This window comes from Micromonospora sp. 050-3, from assembly GCF_046549335.1.
Lineage (GTDB): Bacteria > Actinomycetota > Actinomycetes > Mycobacteriales > Micromonosporaceae > Micromonospora > Micromonospora trifolii.
On sequence record NZ_JAJPVX010000001.1, the window covers coordinates 544,773 to 560,630 of the forward strand.

13 protein-coding genes and 1 pseudogene are annotated in these 15,858 nt (G+C 72.9%); 8 read left to right on the top strand and 6 right to left on the bottom strand.

All coding sequences use genetic code 11. The features are described 5' to 3' along the window. Positions 1-18 precede the first annotated feature (18 nt). The gene (locus ACLJOK_RS02600) at positions 19-1,473 is read left to right on the top strand and encodes a PLP-dependent aminotransferase family protein (RefSeq protein ID WP_410815873.1); all 1,455 of its coding nucleotides are present in this window, start codon (positions 19-21) and stop codon (positions 1,471-1,473) included. Between the two features lie 66 nt (positions 1,474-1,539). Here the strand turns inward: ACLJOK_RS02600 and ACLJOK_RS02605 are convergent, their stop codons facing one another. The 3 genes from ACLJOK_RS02605 to ACLJOK_RS02615 form a co-directional block, all read right to left on the bottom strand. Beyond that, positions 1,540-3,366, bottom strand: coding sequence for an AMP-dependent synthetase/ligase (locus tag ACLJOK_RS02605; RefSeq protein ID WP_410815875.1), 1,827 nt, complete (start codon positions 3,364-3,366; stop codon positions 1,540-1,542). Positions 3,367-3,503: 137 nt separating this feature from the next. After that, positions 3,504-4,451, bottom strand: a complete 948-nt coding sequence (locus ACLJOK_RS02610) for a terpene synthase family protein (protein ID WP_410815876.1) — start codon at positions 4,449-4,451, stop codon at positions 3,504-3,506. A gap of 127 nt (positions 4,452-4,578) precedes the next feature. Next, positions 4,579-5,208, bottom strand: coding sequence for a TIGR03085 family metal-binding protein (locus tag ACLJOK_RS02615; protein ID WP_410815877.1), 630 nt, complete (start codon positions 5,206-5,208; stop codon positions 4,579-4,581). Between the two features lie 172 nt (positions 5,209-5,380). On the opposite strand from ACLJOK_RS02615, the gene ACLJOK_RS02620 reads away from it, so the two are divergent. The 3 genes from ACLJOK_RS02620 to ACLJOK_RS02630 all read left to right on the top strand — a co-directional run bounded on the left by ACLJOK_RS02620 (position 5,381) and on the right by ACLJOK_RS02630 (position 9,943). Continuing rightward, on the top strand, positions 5,381-7,264 hold the full coding sequence (locus ACLJOK_RS02620; RefSeq protein WP_410815879.1) for an ABC transporter ATP-binding protein: 1,884 nt from the start codon (positions 5,381-5,383) through the stop codon (positions 7,262-7,264). A gap of 55 nt (positions 7,265-7,319) precedes the next feature. Then, positions 7,320-9,110 (top strand): ABC transporter ATP-binding protein, encoded by a 1,791-nt coding sequence (locus ACLJOK_RS02625; RefSeq protein ID WP_410815881.1) that lies wholly within the window; start codon positions 7,320-7,322, stop codon positions 9,108-9,110. Positions 9,111-9,193: 83 nt separating this feature from the next. Further along, complete coding sequence (locus ACLJOK_RS02630; RefSeq protein ID WP_410815882.1) at positions 9,194-9,943, top strand: DUF2470 domain-containing protein; 750 nt, start codon at positions 9,194-9,196, stop codon at positions 9,941-9,943. 18 nt (positions 9,944-9,961) lie between these two features. Here ACLJOK_RS02630 and ACLJOK_RS02635 read toward each other — a convergent pair whose 3' ends face one another. The 3 genes from ACLJOK_RS02635 to ACLJOK_RS02645 form a co-directional block, all read right to left on the bottom strand. Then, positions 9,962-10,558: a TetR family transcriptional regulator gene (locus tag ACLJOK_RS02635; protein ID WP_410815883.1), complete on the bottom strand. Its 597-nt coding sequence runs from the start codon at positions 10,556-10,558 to the stop codon at positions 9,962-9,964. A 96-nt stretch (positions 10,559-10,654) separates the two neighbouring features. After that, complete coding sequence (locus ACLJOK_RS02640; protein ID WP_410815885.1) at positions 10,655-11,410, bottom strand: ABC transporter permease; 756 nt, start codon at positions 11,408-11,410, stop codon at positions 10,655-10,657. Continuing rightward, positions 11,407-12,162 (bottom strand): ABC transporter ATP-binding protein, encoded by a 756-nt coding sequence (locus tag ACLJOK_RS02645; protein WP_410815887.1) that lies wholly within the window; start codon positions 12,160-12,162, stop codon positions 11,407-11,409. Before ACLJOK_RS02645 ends, ACLJOK_RS02640 begins: the two co-directional genes overlap by 4 nt. Positions 12,163-12,758: 596 nt before the next feature. On the opposite strand from ACLJOK_RS02645, the pseudogene ACLJOK_RS02650 reads away from it, so the two are divergent. From ACLJOK_RS02650 to ACLJOK_RS02665, 4 genes and pseudogenes are all read left to right on the top strand, one after another. Continuing rightward, a pseudogene (locus ACLJOK_RS02650) lies at positions 12,759-13,043 on the top strand (phosphoribosyl-AMP cyclohydrolase); the annotation flags it as partial. Positions 13,044-13,259: 216 nt separating this feature from the next. After that, positions 13,260-13,694: a phosphoribosyl-AMP cyclohydrolase gene (gene hisI, locus ACLJOK_RS02655; RefSeq protein ID WP_410819221.1), complete on the top strand. Its 435-nt coding sequence runs from the start codon at positions 13,260-13,262 to the stop codon at positions 13,692-13,694. Next, positions 13,691-15,244, top strand: coding sequence for an anthranilate synthase component I (locus ACLJOK_RS02660; protein ID WP_410815889.1), 1,554 nt, complete (start codon positions 13,691-13,693; stop codon positions 15,242-15,244). Before hisI ends, ACLJOK_RS02660 begins: the two co-directional genes overlap by 4 nt. Beyond that, positions 15,241-15,831 (top strand): Trp biosynthesis-associated membrane protein, encoded by a 591-nt coding sequence (locus ACLJOK_RS02665; protein ID WP_410815890.1) that lies wholly within the window; start codon positions 15,241-15,243, stop codon positions 15,829-15,831. Before ACLJOK_RS02660 ends, ACLJOK_RS02665 begins: the two co-directional genes overlap by 4 nt. Positions 15,832-15,858: the final 27 nt, after the last annotated feature.

Here is a 15,858-nt window from a genome sequence, read left to right on the forward strand (position 1 = left end):
AATATCCGAGGAGTGGCTATGACCGGGCAGGTGCGCGGCGTCCAATTGGCCCGTCTGCTCGGGCAGTGGCATGCCCTGCCGGGCCGCCGCCGCAGTCCCGACTACGCCGCGCTGGCCGGCTCGGTGCGCGGGCTGCTCGCCGACGGCCGGCTGCCGCTGGGCGTCCGCCTCCCGGCGGAACGGGAGCTGGCCGAGGCGCTGCGGATCAGCCGGACCACCGTCACCGCCGCCTACCGAGAGCTGCGCGAGACCGGGCACCTGGCCAGCCGGCGGGGCGCCGGCAGCTGGACGATGCTGCCCGGCAACCACCGGGTGGCCAGCACCGGCCTGTGGACCCCGCTGGACGACCGGGAGATGCTCGACCTCGGCGTGGCCGCTCTGGCCGCCCCGCCGCAACTGCTGTCGGCCGCGCGGGCCGCCACCGAGGACCTGCCTCGCTACCTGAGCGGAGCCGGTTACCACCCGACCGGCATCATCGAGCTGCGCGAGGCGGTGGCCGACGCGTACACCGCCCGGGGTCTGCCCACCTCGGCCGACCAGATCATGGTCACCAGCGGCACCCAGCACGCACTGGATCTGGTGCTGCGGCTCGCCCTGGCCCCGGGTGGCACCGTGCTGGTCGAGTCCCCGACCTACCCCAACGCCCTCGCCGCGCTGGCCGGCCGGCGGGCCCGGATCACCACCCACGGTCTGGCCGCCGACGGCGGCTGGGAGCCCGACCTCCTGCTGGGCAGTCTCCGACAGACCCGGCCCAAGCTGGCCTACCTGATTCCGGAGTTCCAGAACCCGACGGGGCACCTGATGCCCGCCTCACTGCGCGAGCGCGTGGTGGCCGCCGCGCACGCGGTCGGCACCGATCTGATCGTCGACGAGTCTTTCGTGGATCTGTCGATGGACGGCACCGAGGTGCCACCCCCGGTCGCCATCTACGACCGACACAGCCGGGTGGTCAGCATCGGCGGGATGAGCAAGCCCTACTGGGGTGGCCTGCGGATCGGCTGGGTGCGCGCGTCCGCGCCGCAGGTGCAGCGGCTGGCCGCCGTGCGGGTCGGGGTCGACATGGCCAGCCCGGTGCTGGACCAACTGGTCGCGGTACACCTGCTCGCCGACGCCGAGGCCATCGTCGCCGACCGCCGCGTCCAGTTGGCCGTCCAGCGGGACGCCCTGCTCGGCGCGCTGGCGCACCAACTCCCGGAGTGGCGGGTCACAGTGCCACGGGGAGGCGTGACGCTCTGGGCCGAGTTGGACGGCCCGGTCTCGAGCGCGCTGGCCCGGGCCGCGGAGGAGGTGGGCGTTCGGCTGGCTCCCGGCCCCCGGTTCGGTCTGGACGGCACCCTGGAGCGCTTCCTGCGGCTGCCCTTCACCCTGCCCGCGGCGGACCTCGTGGAGGCCGTCGGACGGATCGCGGCGATCCGCTACGACCTGGACCGCGCCGGCCGCCAGCGGTGGCGCGAGCCGGCTGTCATCGCCTGAGCACCCCCGCTGCCACGAACGCCGGTGGCCCCGCACCCGAGCGGGTGCGGGGCCACCGGCGACGCGTCAGAGCTCGGCGAGGGTGCCCGCGTACATCTTGTCGATCTCGGCGGAGAAGTTGCTCTCCACCCCACGCCGCTTGATCTTCAACGACGGGGTGATCTCGCCGTCCTCGATTGTCAGGTCGCGCGGCAGGATGGCCACCTTCTTGATCGTCTCCCAGCGGTTGAGCTTGGCGTTGAGCTGGGCGACGTACTCCTCGACCATCGTCTGGGCCTCAGCCGACGCGACGATCTCGGTGTAGCTGCGCCCTTCGAGGGGGCCGCCGGCGACCCAGCCCCGGATCGCGTCCGGGTCGAGGGTGACCAGCATCGTGCAGAAGTTGCGGGCCTGACCGACGACGACCGCCTGCGAGGTGTACGGGCAGATGGCCTTGAACATCCCCTCGATGTGCGACGGCGCGATGTACTTGCCGCCCGAGGTCTTGACCAGGTCCTTCTTGCGGTCGGTGATGCGGAGGTAGCCCTGCTCGTCGAGGGTGCCGATGTCACCGGTACGGAAGAAGCCGTCCTCGGTGAACGAGGCGGCGGTCTCCTCCGGCAGGTTGTGGTAGCCGCGCATCACCGGCCGACCCCGGACCAGGATCTCCCCGTCGGTGTCGATCTTGCACTCCAGGTCGCCCATCGCCCGGCCCACGGTGCCGATCCGTAGCCCGGCCGGTGGGTTGACGAAGTTGCCCGCGCTGGTCTCGGTCAGGCCGTAGCCCTCGGAGATCGGCAGGTTCGCGGCGGCGAAGAAGGTGGCGATCTCCGGGCTGAGCGGCGCGGCGCCGGACACCAGCACCCGCATCCGGCCGCCCAGGCGGGCCTGGAGCTTGCTGAACACCAGCTTCTCGGCCAGCCCGTAGCGCAACTTCAGCCCGGCCGGCACCGGCTTGCCGGCCTGCTCCAGGGTGACCTTCTCCTTGCCGACGCCGACGGCCCAGCCGAAGATCTTCGCCTTCGCGCCGCCAGCGCCCTGCGCGGTGGTCACGGCCTTGTTGTAGACCTTCTCGAACACCCGGGGAGCGCCGCACATCAGCGTCGGACGGATGACCGAGAGGAGATCGACCAGCCTGTCCACCCGCCCGTCGACGTAGGTGGGCAGGCCGACGTGGATGGCGCCGCAGAGCAGGGTCTTACCGAACGAGTGGGCCAGCGGCAGCCACAGGTACTGAAGGTCGTCGTCGCGTAGCAGCCCGACCTCCGCCTGCGCCACGGCCTCCCAGCACCAGCCGCCGTGCAGCAGCTCGACGCCCTTGGGTTGGCCGGTGGTGCCGGAGGTGTAGATCAGGGTGGCCAGGTGCTCCGGGCCGATGCCGGCCACCAGCATGTCGATCAGCTCCGGCTCGGCGGCCAGCGCCTGGGTGCCGCGCTCCTCCAGGTCGGCGAGCGTCAACTGCGCGATCGGGGCGTTCGGATCGACGGTGCCGTCGAGGAGCACCACGTGGGTGAGCGCGGGCAGTGTCGCCCCGGCGATCTTCGCCGCCTGGGCCGGGTTCTCCGCGAACAGCACCTTCGACCCGGAGTCGGCGATGATGAACGTCGCGTCGGCCGGCTCGGTGGTCGGGTAGACGGTGGTGGTCGCGCCGCCGGCGCACATGATGCCGAGGTCGGCGATCACCCATTCCAGCCGGGTGTTGGCGAGGATCGCGACCGGGTCCTCCTGGCCGACGCCCAGGCCGTGCAGGCCGGCGGCGACCGCCTTGGCGCGCTGACCGACCTGTGCCCAGGTCAGCCAGACGGGCCCCGAGTCGTCGGGGTTCGGGGACGCGAACGCGTTCCGGTCGGGGGTGGCCGCCACGCGCTTGAGGAACATGTCCGGGATGGAGCGGTACGGTACATCGAGAGCCATCGCTGTAGCCGCCTTCGGGGGTGGTGGCGTGACGGTCGTCACGTCATGATGGTTACCGAAGAGTATGGCCTGTCGCCGTGCATCGGCTAGCCCTGGTGATCGTCCGGCCGGCCCATCCCACCGACCGGTACGGCCGATCAGGCGTACCGGGCGGCCACCATTGACCAGTCGTAGGTGGCCCGGACCCAGTTGCGCCGAGCGGTCAGGGCGTCGCGGATCCCGTCGTCGTCGGCGGCGCGCAGCGCCTCCTCCGCGTCCAGGTAGGTCGCCAACCCCTGGTTGAACCGGTGTGCGGCACTCCGGAGCGCGGTCGCCTCGTCCGCGTCGCTGTCCTGGGCGATCACCGTGACCAGGTTGTGCGCGTCCGGGTCGACCTGGCTCTCCTTGCCGTAGGAGAAGAGGTCGTTGCACCAGCAGACCAGGTCCACCGCCAGCAGGTCCAGGGCGACCAGCCCCGGGTGGGCGCGCTGGGCTGGCCCGGAGGGCCGGGTCGACGCCAGGTCGGTCAGGGTGAGGCAGGGGTGCACGCCGCCGATGTGCCGGCGCAGCTGCACGTACTCCGCCACCTCGGGTACGCGCCGACGTTCCCGGTTGCCCGCCTCCCAGAGCAGCGCCAACAGGTACTCGCGCATCTGGCTGACGAACCGCAGCAGTAGTCCGGCGTGATCGTGCAGCCGGGTCCGGCGGCAGAGGTCGTGCAACGCGTCGCCCAGTGGTCCGACGGCGGGCGGTACGACGTACGGGTCACCACAGCGGTCCAGCACGTCGAGCAGGGTGCTGATCGCCGGGCCCAGTCGGACCGGGTCGGCGCCGAGGCCGTCCTCGTCGCAGGCGTCGTCCATCACGAAGAGCCAGCTGATCAGGTCTGTGAGCAGCCGCAGGCCCTCCACCGAGCCGTCCGGGCAGGCGCGGCCGGCCAGTCCGGCGGCGTCGGCCCGTTCCAGGCGGTGCACACGTTGGCTGGAATCGACCAGCCCGAACGTGCGCGCCCACTCGATGCTCTCACCCGCCACCTGGTCCGTGGCCCCGTGGCGTCCGGTGGGAAACGGGGGTTCCCGCAGCGCCGAAATCGCGAAGTCCCGCACAGTGCGCCCCCACTTCGTGCCGCCCGGCGCGGAGCGGCGCGGTGAAGCGTACGGGAGGAGGTATCAGCGTGTTTCGCTGGGTGTGGGAAATTCCACAGTAGTTTGGTGACCGTTTACGCACAGATAGTCACATGCCCAGGTTGGCGGCCCGTAGCCGCCGAGCCGCCTCCGCCGAGCCGTTCAGTTGGACCCGGGCCACCCGTTGCCGGCCGGAGAAGAACAGCACCAGCTCGGCCGGGGCGCCGACCAGGCGCAGTGGCTCACCACCGCGACCGAGGGAGATCTCACCGTGGCCGGGCGCCTGCACGTAGAGGTCCGCCGGGAAGCGACGCAGTGCCAGCCGGGCCATCGGGGCCGCGCGTTTCCAGAGCGCGCTCTGCAGGCCGGTGGACAGATCGCGCGGCTGCCACCCGGAGCCGGCCCGCCGGACGTCCTCGTGGTGGATGAAGAACTCCATCGTGTTGGCCAACTCGTCGGTCAGCGGGTTGCTGACCGGGCTCCACAGCGGCGGTCGGCGCACCTGTGCCACCAGTTCGGGGTAGGACCGTGCGGCGAGTCGCAGACGGACCCGCTCGGCGTAGCCGCGCAGCGGCGGCAGCACGATCCCACCCGCCGCGTCCGGTCGGCGCTCCCGCAGCACCAGATGCGCGGCGAGGTCACGGGTCGCCCAGCCCTCGTTGATGGTCGGGGCGTCCGGCCCGAGGGCCAGTAGAAGATCGGCCAGCGCCTCGCGCTCGGCTCGGGCGTACCGCGGCATGGCCCGATCGTAGGCCCGGTGGCCCGTCGGCGCGCGACAGCGGACGCGGGTCGGCGCCTGCGGCACGCCGCCGTCCGGTACGTGATGGTCGACATATCCAGTCAGGGTCGGCGGCACTGGCCCCGACCGGTAAGGATGAGGGAGATAATTGCGGCTTACGGCGGGGGAGAGTGTGGCGAGCAAGACAAGTCGGGACGTTCTCAGTCGAGGGCTGGGGGTCCTGCGGCAGGCGATCCGTGAGCAGCCGAGGATCTTCTCGGTGGCGGTCGTCGGAAGCGTGCTCTTCGGCGGGATGATCATTGTCAGCGCGCGGGTGGTCGGCTCGGTCATCGGTGAGGTGGCGCTCCCGGCCATCGAGCGCGGCGAGGCGGGCGCCGGCACCCTGGCGCTGGCCGCGGCAGCGTTGTTCGGGATCAGCGTGCTGCGGGTGGCGGGCATCTTCGGCCGCCGGCTCGGCGCCGGCTACATGCAGTACCGCCTCCAGGCCTCCTACCGCCGCAGGGTGACCCGTCGCTACCTGGAGCTGCCGCTGTCCTGGCACCACCGCAACTCCACCGGCACCCTGCTGTCCAACGCCAACTCGGACGTGGAGGCGGCCTGGTACCCGATCGCGCCGCTGCCGTTCGCCGTCGGCACGCTGGTGATGCTGGTCGGCGCGATCGTGTCGCTCTTCGCCACCGACTGGGCGCTCGCCCTGGTCGGGCTCGCGGTCTTCCCCGCGCTGTTCGCGCTCAACGTCGTCTACTCCCGCCGGATGGCCCCCCGGCAGGCCCGGGCGCAGCGCCTGCGCGCCGAGGTCAGCGGGATCGCCCACGAGAGCTTCGACGGCGCCCTGGTGGTCAAGACGATGGGCCGCGAGGCCCAGGAGACCGCCCGGTTCGCGGGCCGCGCCGGTGAGCTGCGCGACTCGCTGATCGCGGTCGGCCGCCTGCGCGGCATCTTCGACCCGCTGCTGGAGACGCTGCCCAGCCTCGGCACCCTCGCCGTACTGGTGGTCGGAGCGTTCCGGCTGCGCCAGGGCGCGATCAGCGTGACCGAGCTGGTCAGCGTGGCCTTCCTCTTCACAGTGCTGGCGTTCCCGGTGCGGGCCATCGGTTGGGTGCTGGCCGAGCTGCCGCGCAGCGTCGCCGGCTGGGACCGGGTACGCCGGGTGCTCGACGCCACCGGCGAGATGCCGTACGGGCAGCGGGTGCTCGACCCGGCCGGCACCGGCCCGGCCACCCTCACCTTCAGCGACGTGCACTACTCCTACCCGCCGGCCGAAGCGCACCCGCCCGGCGCGCAGGTCCTCGGCGAGGTCGGCTTCACTGTGCCGTCCGGTCGGACGGTGGCCCTGGTGGGGCCGACCGGCGCCGGCAAGTCCACCATCGCCTCGCTGGCGGTGCGCCTCGTCGACCCGGACTCCGGCACTGTGAGCCTGGACGGCGTGGACGTGCGCGAGCTGACCTCCGCGTCGTTGGCCGGCACTGCGGCCCTGGTCGCCCAGGTGCCCTTCATCTTCGACGACACGGTCCGCGCGAACATCGCCCTCGACCGGTCCGGCGTCGACGACGAGGTGGTCTGGGCGGCGCTGCGGCTGGCCGAGGCGGACGGTTTCGTCGCCGCGCTGCCCGACGGTCTGGACACCATGGTCGGCGAGCGGGGCACCTCGCTCTCCGGCGGTCAGCGCCAGCGGCTCACCCTGGCCCGCGCGCTGGCCGGTCGACCGCGCCTGCTGGTGCTCGACGACGCGACCAGCGCTGTCGATCCTCGAGTGGAGGCGGCCATCCTGGCGGGGCTGCGGTCGTCGACCACGGAGGCGGGGGTTCCGGCCGCGTCGATCCTGGTGGTGGCGTACCGCCGGGCCACCATCGCGCTCGCCGACGAGGTCATCTACGTGGAGCACGGACGGGTGGTCGCCCGGGGCACCCACAGCGAGTTGTTGGCCACCGTGCCCGGCTACGTGGACCTGGTCACCGCCTACGAGCAGGCCGAGGTGGAACGGGCGCAGGAAAGTTCGTACGGCGACGACGTGGCGCCGCTGCCGTCGGGCCTGGAAATCGAGGTGGACCGGTGAGCGCGAGGAGTGCAGCGCAGCGGAGCCCCGCAGCCGCGAACGGAAGGCGGGACCGGTGAGCGCGACTACGGTGAACAGTGACGAGCAGGAGGCCCGGCAGGAGACGACCTGGCAGACCCTGCGTCGGGGCCTGGCGCTCTCGCCGGAGCTGCGGATCGGTCTGGCCGGCACGTTGGCCCTGGCGTTGGTCTACATGGTCGGTCGGGTCGCCGTGCCGGTCGCTGTGCAGCAGGGCATCGACCGGGGCCTCGTCGGTGGTCTGAATCTGAACGTGGTCTGGACGGTGGTGGCGATCACCGCGGCGATCCTGACGGTCACCACGATCTGCGGCTACCTGATGATGCGCCGGCTGTTCACTGTCAGCGAGACGGCGCTGGCCAATGTCCGGACGCGCGCGTTCCGCCACGTGCACGACCTGTCGATGTTGCACCAGCAGTCGGAGCGGCGAGGTTCGCTGGTCTCGCGGGTCACCAGCGACGTCGACCAGATCACCCAGTTCCTCCAGTGGGGCGGGGTGATCCTGCTGGTCAACCTCGGTCAACTGGTGGTCACCACCGCCGTCATGCTGGCGTACTCCTGGCAGTTGACCCTTGTGGTGTTGGCCGCGTTCCTGCCGGCGGTGTTCGTGATCCGGCAGCTGCAGAGCCGCCTCGGCACGGCGTACGCGACGGTGCGCCAACGCACCGGGACGTTGCTCGGTGCGATCGGCGAGAGCGTGGTGGGCGCGCCGGTGATCCGGGCGTACGGGATCGCCGGGCGTACCGAGCGGCGGCTGGACGAGGCGATCGACCGGCAGCGGCTGGCGCAGCAGCGGGCGATCCGGATCAGCATCGTGGGCAGCTCCGTCGGGGAGTTGGCGGCGGGGCTGGCGCTGGCGGGCGTGGTGGTGCTCGGCGTGCTGCTGGGGGTTGACGGCACGCTGTCGATCGGCCAGCTGACCGCGTTCCTCTTCCTGGTGACGCTCTTCATCCAGCCGGTGCAGATCGCCACCGAGGTGCTCAACGAGGCGCAGAACGCGATCGCCGGCTGGCGTCGGGTGCTGGACGTGCTGGACGTCGCCCCGGACGTGGCCGACCCGGGGGAGCAGGGGCGGGAGCTGCCGGGCGGGCCGCTGGACATCCGGTTCTCCGGTGTGCGGTTCGCCTATCCGGGTGGTCCACCGGTGCTGCACGACATCGACCTGGAGATCCCGGCGAAGAGCCGGGTGGCGGTGGTCGGTGAGACCGGCAGCGGCAAGACCACCTTCGCCAAGTTGCTGACCCGGCTGATGGACCCGTCGGCCGGGGCGGTGCTGCTGTCCGGGGTGCCGCTGACCGACGTCCGGTTCGACTCGCTGCGCTCCCGCGTGGTGATGGTGCCGCAGGACGGGTTCCTCTTCGACGCGACGGTGGGGGACAACGTCCGGTTCGCCCGGCCGGAGCTGACCGACGATCAGTTGAGCGCCGCCTTCACCGAGCTGGGCCTGTCGGACTGGCTGGAGGGCCTGCCGGCGGGCCTGAACACCCCGGTCGGGGAGCGCGGCGAGGCGCTCAGCGTCGGGGAGCGCCAGCTTGTCGCGTTGGCCCGTGCGTACGTGGCCGACCCGGACCTGCTGGTGCTCGACGAGGCGACCAGCGCTGTGGACCCGGCGACCGAGGTGCGGTTGCAACGCACGCTGGACGCGGTCACCCGTGGTCGGACCACCCTGGCCATCGCGCACCGGCTTTCCACGGCGCAGGCCGCCGACGAGGTGATCGTTGTGGACCGGGGCCGGGTGGTGCAGCGCGGCCCGCACGACGAGCTGGTCCGCGACGCCGACTCGGTGTACGGCCTGCTCTACGCCTCCTGGCTGGAGCAGACGCGGTGAGGTGCGCGGTGTGGTGGACGCCGACGGGCGGGTGCTCTAGGCTCCGGGTTAGGTAAGCCTAACCTCTGAAGGAGGTCGCGCCCATGCGGCCCAACTCCGCCGAGATCGTCCGTACCCTCGTCGCCGGCCGCCTGCCCGGCCTCGTGCACCTGGCCCACCGGCCGGGTCCGCACCACGCCCGGCATGTCACCGACTCGGACGGGCGGGTGCTGCTGCTGGTGCCGGTGGCCAGCCACCTGGCCGCCGCCCTGCAGCCGGCCGCCGGGGGCAGCGACGTGGCGGTGGTGCTCGACGTGCTCGACCTGCCACCCGCCGCCGGCGCGCCCGGCCTGGGTCGCGCGTGGGTGTCCGGCTGGGCGGCCGAGCTGCGCGGCGACGAGGCCCGCCACGCGGCTGTCGAGTTCGCCGCTGTGGAGCCGACCGGCGACCTGCTCGACCTGGGCACCCGGTTCCGGCTGTTCCGCTTCGAGGTGGTCGAGGTCCGCTGGGAGCGGGCCGGCGTCGTGCAGCGGATCGACCCGGTGGAGTACGCCGAGGCCGAGCCGGACCCGGTGCACCCGGTCGAGGCCCGCCTGCTCGCCGACCTCGCCGAGTGCCACGGCGCCCAGGTGACGGAGTACCTGCGTCAGCAGCTCGGGTTGACCGAGCAGACCCCGGACGGGCCGCCCCGGGTGGTGCGCATCGACCGCTACGGGCTGGTGGTGGCCCTCGGCCAGCCCGGTGCCCGGCGTCGGGTCCGGCTGGCCTTCCCGGGCCCGGTGGCCGACCCGGCCGAGCTGCCCCGCCTGCTACCGCCACTCCGACTAGAAGCCAACGCCCGCCCCCCGCGCTGACCGGGCTTCAACGCCGAGTCAGCTGGGCAGGGGGCCGGTGAGGTAGCGCTGGATCGTGGGGCCGATCGCGGCCACCAGGGTTTCCGGATCCGCCGAGGCGACCGGCTCAAGGCGCACCACGTGCCGCATCATGGCCAGGCCGATCATCTGGGTGGCCACCAGGGAGCCCCGCAGCGGTAGCTCGGCCGGATCGACGTCGAGGTTCTCCAGCACCCGGCGCAGCACCTGGGTGGTGACGAACTCACGCAGCAGTCGAGCGGTCCACTCGTTGCTCACTGCGGAGCGCAGCAGTGCCTGTGCGGCGCTGCCGGCCGGGGAGTCCCAGACGCCGAGGAAGATGCGCACCATCCGCTCACCGGCACCGTCCGGGTCGCCGGCGAGCACCTTCGGCACCAGCTGACCGGGGTCGACCGGAAAGTTCATAGCGGCCAGGAAGAGCTGGTCCTTGCTGCCGAAGTAGTGGTGCACCAGCGCCGGGTCGACCTGCGCCGTACCGGCGATGCCCCGGATCGAGGCGGCGTCGTAGCCACGTTCGGCGAACGCCGTCCGCGCCGCGTCGAGAATCGCCTCCCGGGTGCCCGGGTTGCCGGGTCGCCGGCCGGTCCGCCGCGTCATCGCCGCCCTTCGTTAGTCCGCCTCGGCCCGTCGTGGGCCGGCCCGGCCCACGCCGGGGTCGGCTGCCGCGCTGGCCGCCGCCCCCGGCGCTGGCGGTCAGCCGCTGCGTCGGCGCAGGGTGGCCGCCGCGAGCACCAGCGCCAGCACCACCGCGCCGAGAACCACAGCGACATCGCGCCACATCCGGCCGGTCGGTTCGGCGTGGGCGCCGACCTCCTGCAACGCCTCGATGGCGTACGACAGGGGGAAGGCGTCACTGAGCGCCTGGAGCCAGCCGGCCATCTGGTCGCGGGCCACGAACAGCCCGCAGAGCAGCAGTTGGGGGACCACCACGACTGGCAGGAACTGTACTGCCTGGAACTCGGTGCGCGCGAAGGCACTGCACAGCAGCCCGAGGGCGACGCCGAGCACGGCGTCGAGCACGGCGATCCCGAGCACCAGCCCGATGCTGCCGGCGGTCTTCAGATCGAAGACCCAGTACGCCACCGCGGCGGCGACGGCTGCCTGCACGGCGGCGGCCAGCCCGAACGCGATGCCGTACCCGAAGAGCAGATCGAGCTTGCCCAGCGGTGTGGTGAGCAGCCGCTCCAGCGTGCCCGAGGTGCGTTCCCGCAGCATGGCGATGCTGGTCACCAGAAACATGATCACGAAGGGAAAGATGCCGAGCATCACCAGCGCGATCCGGTCGAAGGTGGTCGGCTGGCCGGGCGGGGTCGGCTGGTCGGCGTACATGAAGTAGACAAGGGTGAGCAGGGCGGCCGGCACCACCACGAGCAGCGCGATGGTCCGCCGGTCGTGCCGGAGCTGACGCAGGATGCGGCCGGTGGTGGCGGCGAGGATTCGCGGGTTCATGCTGTCTCCCGTGCGGCTGTCGCGTCGGTGCTGGTGGCGGCGGTCTCGCCGGCCCGGATGAGCCGCAGGAACGCCTCGTCGAGGTCGTCCACTCCGGCGGCGGCGCGGATCGCGGCCGGGCTGTCGTCGGCGATCAATTGACCCTGGCGGATCAACAACAGTTGGTCGCAGCGCGCCGCCTCGTCCATCACGTGGCTGGACACCAGCAGGGTGGTGCCGGCGGCGGCCATCGCGTGGAACCGGGCCCACAGGTCAGCCCGCAGCACCGGGTCCTGGCCGACTGTCGGCTCGTCGAGGATGACCAGCTCCGGCTCCCCGACCAGGGCGCACGCCAGCGAGGCTCGGCTGCGTTGACCGCCGGAGAGGGTGCCGACCAGCTGACCGGCGGCCTCGGACAGCCCGACATCACTGATCGCCCGGTCGGCCTCGACGCGCCCACGCCCGTACAGGGCCGCGAAGTACCTGGCATTCTCCCGGACGGTCAGGTCGGCGTAGACGCTCGGCGCCTGGGTCAGATAGCCCACCCGGTGCCGTAGCGCGGGGGTGCCCGCCGGTTGACCGAGCACGGTGACCGTCCCGCCACTGACCAGCTGCACCCCGACCACCGCCCGCATGAACGTGGTCTTGCCGCTGCCGCTGGGGCCGAGCAGCCCGGTGACCGCGCCGCGCGGAACCCGGCAGCTGATGCCGTCCAGCACCCGCCGCCCACCCCGGTCCACGACCAGGTCTCGGACGGCTATCGCATCGTCCATCACACACCTCCACAGAAACTCATCACCTGTTGAACTCAACGCTAGATGAAATACCGCGTCGGGCGCAACGCCCGCACCGGTGTCCGGCTGCCGACCGTCGCGCGGAGCGCGAGAACGGGCAGTAGGCTCCGGACCGGACACGAAGTCCGCCAACGGGCATTGCGCGCCGATCGGACGTACGGCACGATGGCGCGGTGGGTCACGCTCCGTTACCGAATAGCGGTTTTCTTGAGGATTGGGCCGCGCGGTTGCGGCAGGCCGCCGAGCGGCCGGTCGTCGGCATCCTGTTGCGCGGCAGCCACGCCCGCCGCGCCGCCACCGCGCACAGCGACGTCGACCTCGACGTGTTGGTCGGCGGCGCCCCGTACGCGGCCCGCCGGGCCTACCTGGCCGAGTCCGCAGGCCAGGTCACTCACGTCTCGGTGGCCGCCCGGGACGTCCGGTCCTGGGTGCACCGACTCGGCGAACCGGCCGACTGGGCCTTCGGACTGCCGGTCACCGCGCCGGCGCGGCTGCTCTGGGCCGACCCGCACTGGCGGCCCCGGATCGACCTGCCGGTGCTCTGCCAGCCCGCCGAACCACCCCGGCTGGAAGAGATGATCGCCACGCTGGGTAAGGCCGCCGCCGCCCGCGCTGCCAGCGATCGCCTCGGGGTGAGGCTCGCCGTCGCCGACCTGGCGCGGCTCTGCCCCTCGGTGCTGCGCCCGGCCAACCCCTCCGTGCGGGTCCACTCCCGCCGGGCGGCCTTCGCGGCGGCCCTGGAACTGCCGGTGTCCCCACCCGGCTACCGGACGGACATGCTGCTCTGCCTCGGGCTGCGCCCGGGTGCCACCGGGCAGCTCTGGGCCGCCGCCGTACGGCTGGTCGCCGGCACGCTGCCGCTGATCCGGCCGTACGCCGAGGAGATCGCCGACACGGCCGGCGCGGACCTGGCCGCCGCCCTGGTCGACGGCCGGCTGGACCGCTACGTCGCCCAACTGGCCCGGCCGGCCGGGCCCCCGCCGCAGCCTCGGCCCTTGTCGCAGTCGGGGCCCTCGCCGCAGCCCTGGCGGGAGCGGTCGGCGGTGCCCGCGCCGCGTGCGGGAGAATTGGTGACTGTGCCCGTACCTGACTCGCCGGTGACCGGCGTACCCAGCGATCCGAACGAGCTGGCCGCGCCCGTGCCGGCGCGCCCGTCCCGGCTCGACCCGGCCATCGCGGCCCAGCTGCGCCGCACCGCCGACGGTCTGGTTGCCGCAGTGGTGCGTGCGCACGACTCCGGTGAGGTGCTGATGGTCGCCTGGATGGACGACGAGGCGCTGCACCGCACCCTCACCACCGGCCGGGCCACCTACTGGTCGCGCAGCCGCAGCGAATACTGGGTCAAGGGCGCCACCTCCGGGCACCACCAGTACGTGCGGTCGGTCGCCCTGGACTGCGACGGGGACGCGCTGCTGGTGAGCGTGGACCAGGTCGGCGCGGCCTGCCACACCGGGCACCGGACGTGCTTCTTCACCGAGCTGCCCGTCACCGGGACGGAGGCGCACCAATGACCGACGGCACCCTCAGCCCCGACCTGGCCACCTTCACCGCGCTCGCCGCCGACTGGCGGGTGGTGCCGGTCACCCGGCGACTGCTGGCCGACGCGGAGACCCCGGTCGGGGTCTACCGGAAGCTGGCCGGTGGACCGGGCACGTTCCTGTTGGAATCGGCCGAGCAGGGCGTCGGCTCGGCCGGCATGGCCTGGTCGCGGTACTCGTTCATCGGCGTACGCAGCAGCGCGACACTGATCGAGCGCGACGGCGTGGCGACCTGGCTGGGCCAGCCGCCGGCCGGGCTGAGCACCGAGGGTGACCCGGTGCGGATGCTGCGGGAGACGGTGGCCGCGCTGGCCGGCCCGGTCGGGGACCCGTCCGACGACCTGCCGCCGCTGACCGGGGGCATGGTCGGCTACCTCGGCTACGACCTGATCCGGCGCTTCGAGCGGTTGCCCGAGCTGACCGAGGACGACCTGGGCGTCCCGGAGCTGGGCATGATGCTCGCCACCGACCTGGTGGTGCTCGACCACTACGACGGCTCGGCGATCCTGGTCGCCAACGCGGTGCTGCCGCCGTTGGACGCCCCGGACCGCGCCCCGCAGGTCGCCGCCGCCTACCACCACGCGGTGGGCCGGTTGGACGCGATGACCACGGCGCTGTCCCGGCCCATCCCGCCGATGATCTCCACGGTCGAGCGTCCGCCGGCCGGCGAGGTGCTCTGCCGTACGCCCGACGGCGGCTACCCCAAGGCGGTGGAGGCGGCCAAGGAGGCGATCCGGGCGGGTGAGTGCTTCCAGATCGTGCTCTCCCAACGCTTCGAGCGGACGACCCACGCCGACCCGCTGGACGTCTACCGGGTGCTGCGCACCAGCAACCCCAGCCCGTACATGTACCTGCTGCGCTTCGACGGGTTCGACATCGTCGGCTCGTCGCCGGAGGCGCACCTGAAGGTCACCGGGGCCGCGGACGGGCGGCGCCGGGCGTTGTTGCACCCGATCGCCGGCACCCGGCCGCGGGGCGGCACCGCCGCCGCCGACGCCGCGCTCGCCGCCGAACTGCTCGCCGACCCGAAGGAACGAGCCGAGCACGTGATGCTCGTCGACCTAGGCCGCAACGACCTGGGTCGGGTCTGTCAGCCCGGCAGCGTGGAGGTGCCCGAGTTCGCCACCATCGAGCGGTACAGCCACGTCATGCACATCGTCTCCACAGTCACCGGCACGCTGCGTGACGACCAGAGCGCCTTCGACGCGCTGGCCGCGACCTTCCCGGCCGGCACGCTCTCCGGGGCGCCCAAGGTGCGCGCCATGGAGATCATCGAGGAGTTGGAGCCGGTCCGGCGTGGCCTCTACGGCGGTACCGTGGGCTACTTCGGCTTCGGTGGCGACCTGGACATGGCGATCGCCATCCGGACGGCGCTCATCCGTGACGGCCGCGCCTACGTCCAGGCCGGGGCGGGGGTCGTCGCCGACTCGGACCCGGCCGCCGAGGACCAGGAGACGCGCAACAAGGCCGCGGCCGTGCTGGCCGCGATCGCGGCCGCCGAAACCCTCCGGCCCGCCCGTTGAGTGGCGGGGAGCGGTCCGTCGTGGGCCGGCGCGCGTTGACGTACGCCGTGCTGCTCTGCCTGGCCGGCGCGGGCCTGGCGCTGTGGGCCGCGACGCGCAGCTGGTCGGTCGAGCTGACGGTACGTCCGGCGCCGCTGCCGCCGGTGCGTGACACCCACAGCGGTGCGAGCCTGCTGCCCTGGCTGCCGGCGTTGGCTCTGGTGACCTTGGCCGGGGGTGGCGCGGTGCTGGCCACCCGGGGTCGCCTGCGTCGGGTGCTCGGGGTGTTGCTCGGCCTGCTCGGGCTGGCCGTTGCGGCCGGTGGCGGGTACGGGCTGGTGGCCGACGTGGGCGGCGCGGTGAGCCGGCAGTGGCCGGCGCTCTGCCTGCTCGGCGGTCTGCTGGCCGCCGTGGGCGGCTGGTGGACGGCGATGCGTGGCGGTGACTGGCCGGCGATGGGCGCCCGGTACGAACGTCCGGCGCGGACCGCTCCGGAGGCCGCGTCGGCGCAGGGCGACCCGGCCGGGCCGCCGACGCCCTTGGCGGGGCGGCGGACCACCGAGGCGTGGGACGCGCTGGACCGGGGCGAGGACCCCACCGCCGACTGACGCAGTGGCCGCAGCGCCGGCGGGCGG

Excerpts from the sequence above, each read along its gene's own strand:
- ACLJOK_RS02600 (WP_410815873.1), top strand. The coding sequence starts at position 19 with ATGACCGGGCAGGTGCGCGGCGTCCAATTGGCCCGTCTGCTCGGGCAG.
- ACLJOK_RS02605 (WP_410815875.1), bottom strand. The coding sequence starts at position 3,366 with ATGGCTCTCGATGTACCGTACCGCTCCATCCCGGACATGTTCCTCAAG.
- ACLJOK_RS02615 (WP_410815877.1), bottom strand. The coding sequence starts at position 5,208 with ATGCCGCGGTACGCCCGAGCCGAGCGCGAGGCGCTGGCCGATCTTCTA.
- ACLJOK_RS02630 (WP_410815882.1), top strand. The coding sequence starts at position 9,194 with ATGCGGCCCAACTCCGCCGAGATCGTCCGTACCCTCGTCGCCGGCCGC.
- ACLJOK_RS02635 (WP_410815883.1), bottom strand. The coding sequence starts at position 10,558 with ATGACGCGGCGGACCGGCCGGCGACCCGGCAACCCGGGCACCCGGGAG.
- ACLJOK_RS02640 (WP_410815885.1), bottom strand. The coding sequence starts at position 11,410 with ATGAACCCGCGAATCCTCGCCGCCACCACCGGCCGCATCCTGCGTCAG.
- ACLJOK_RS02645 (WP_410815887.1), bottom strand. The coding sequence starts at position 12,162 with ATGGACGATGCGATAGCCGTCCGAGACCTGGTCGTGGACCGGGGTGGG.
- ACLJOK_RS02660 (WP_410815889.1), top strand. The coding sequence starts at position 13,691 with ATGACCGACGGCACCCTCAGCCCCGACCTGGCCACCTTCACCGCGCTC.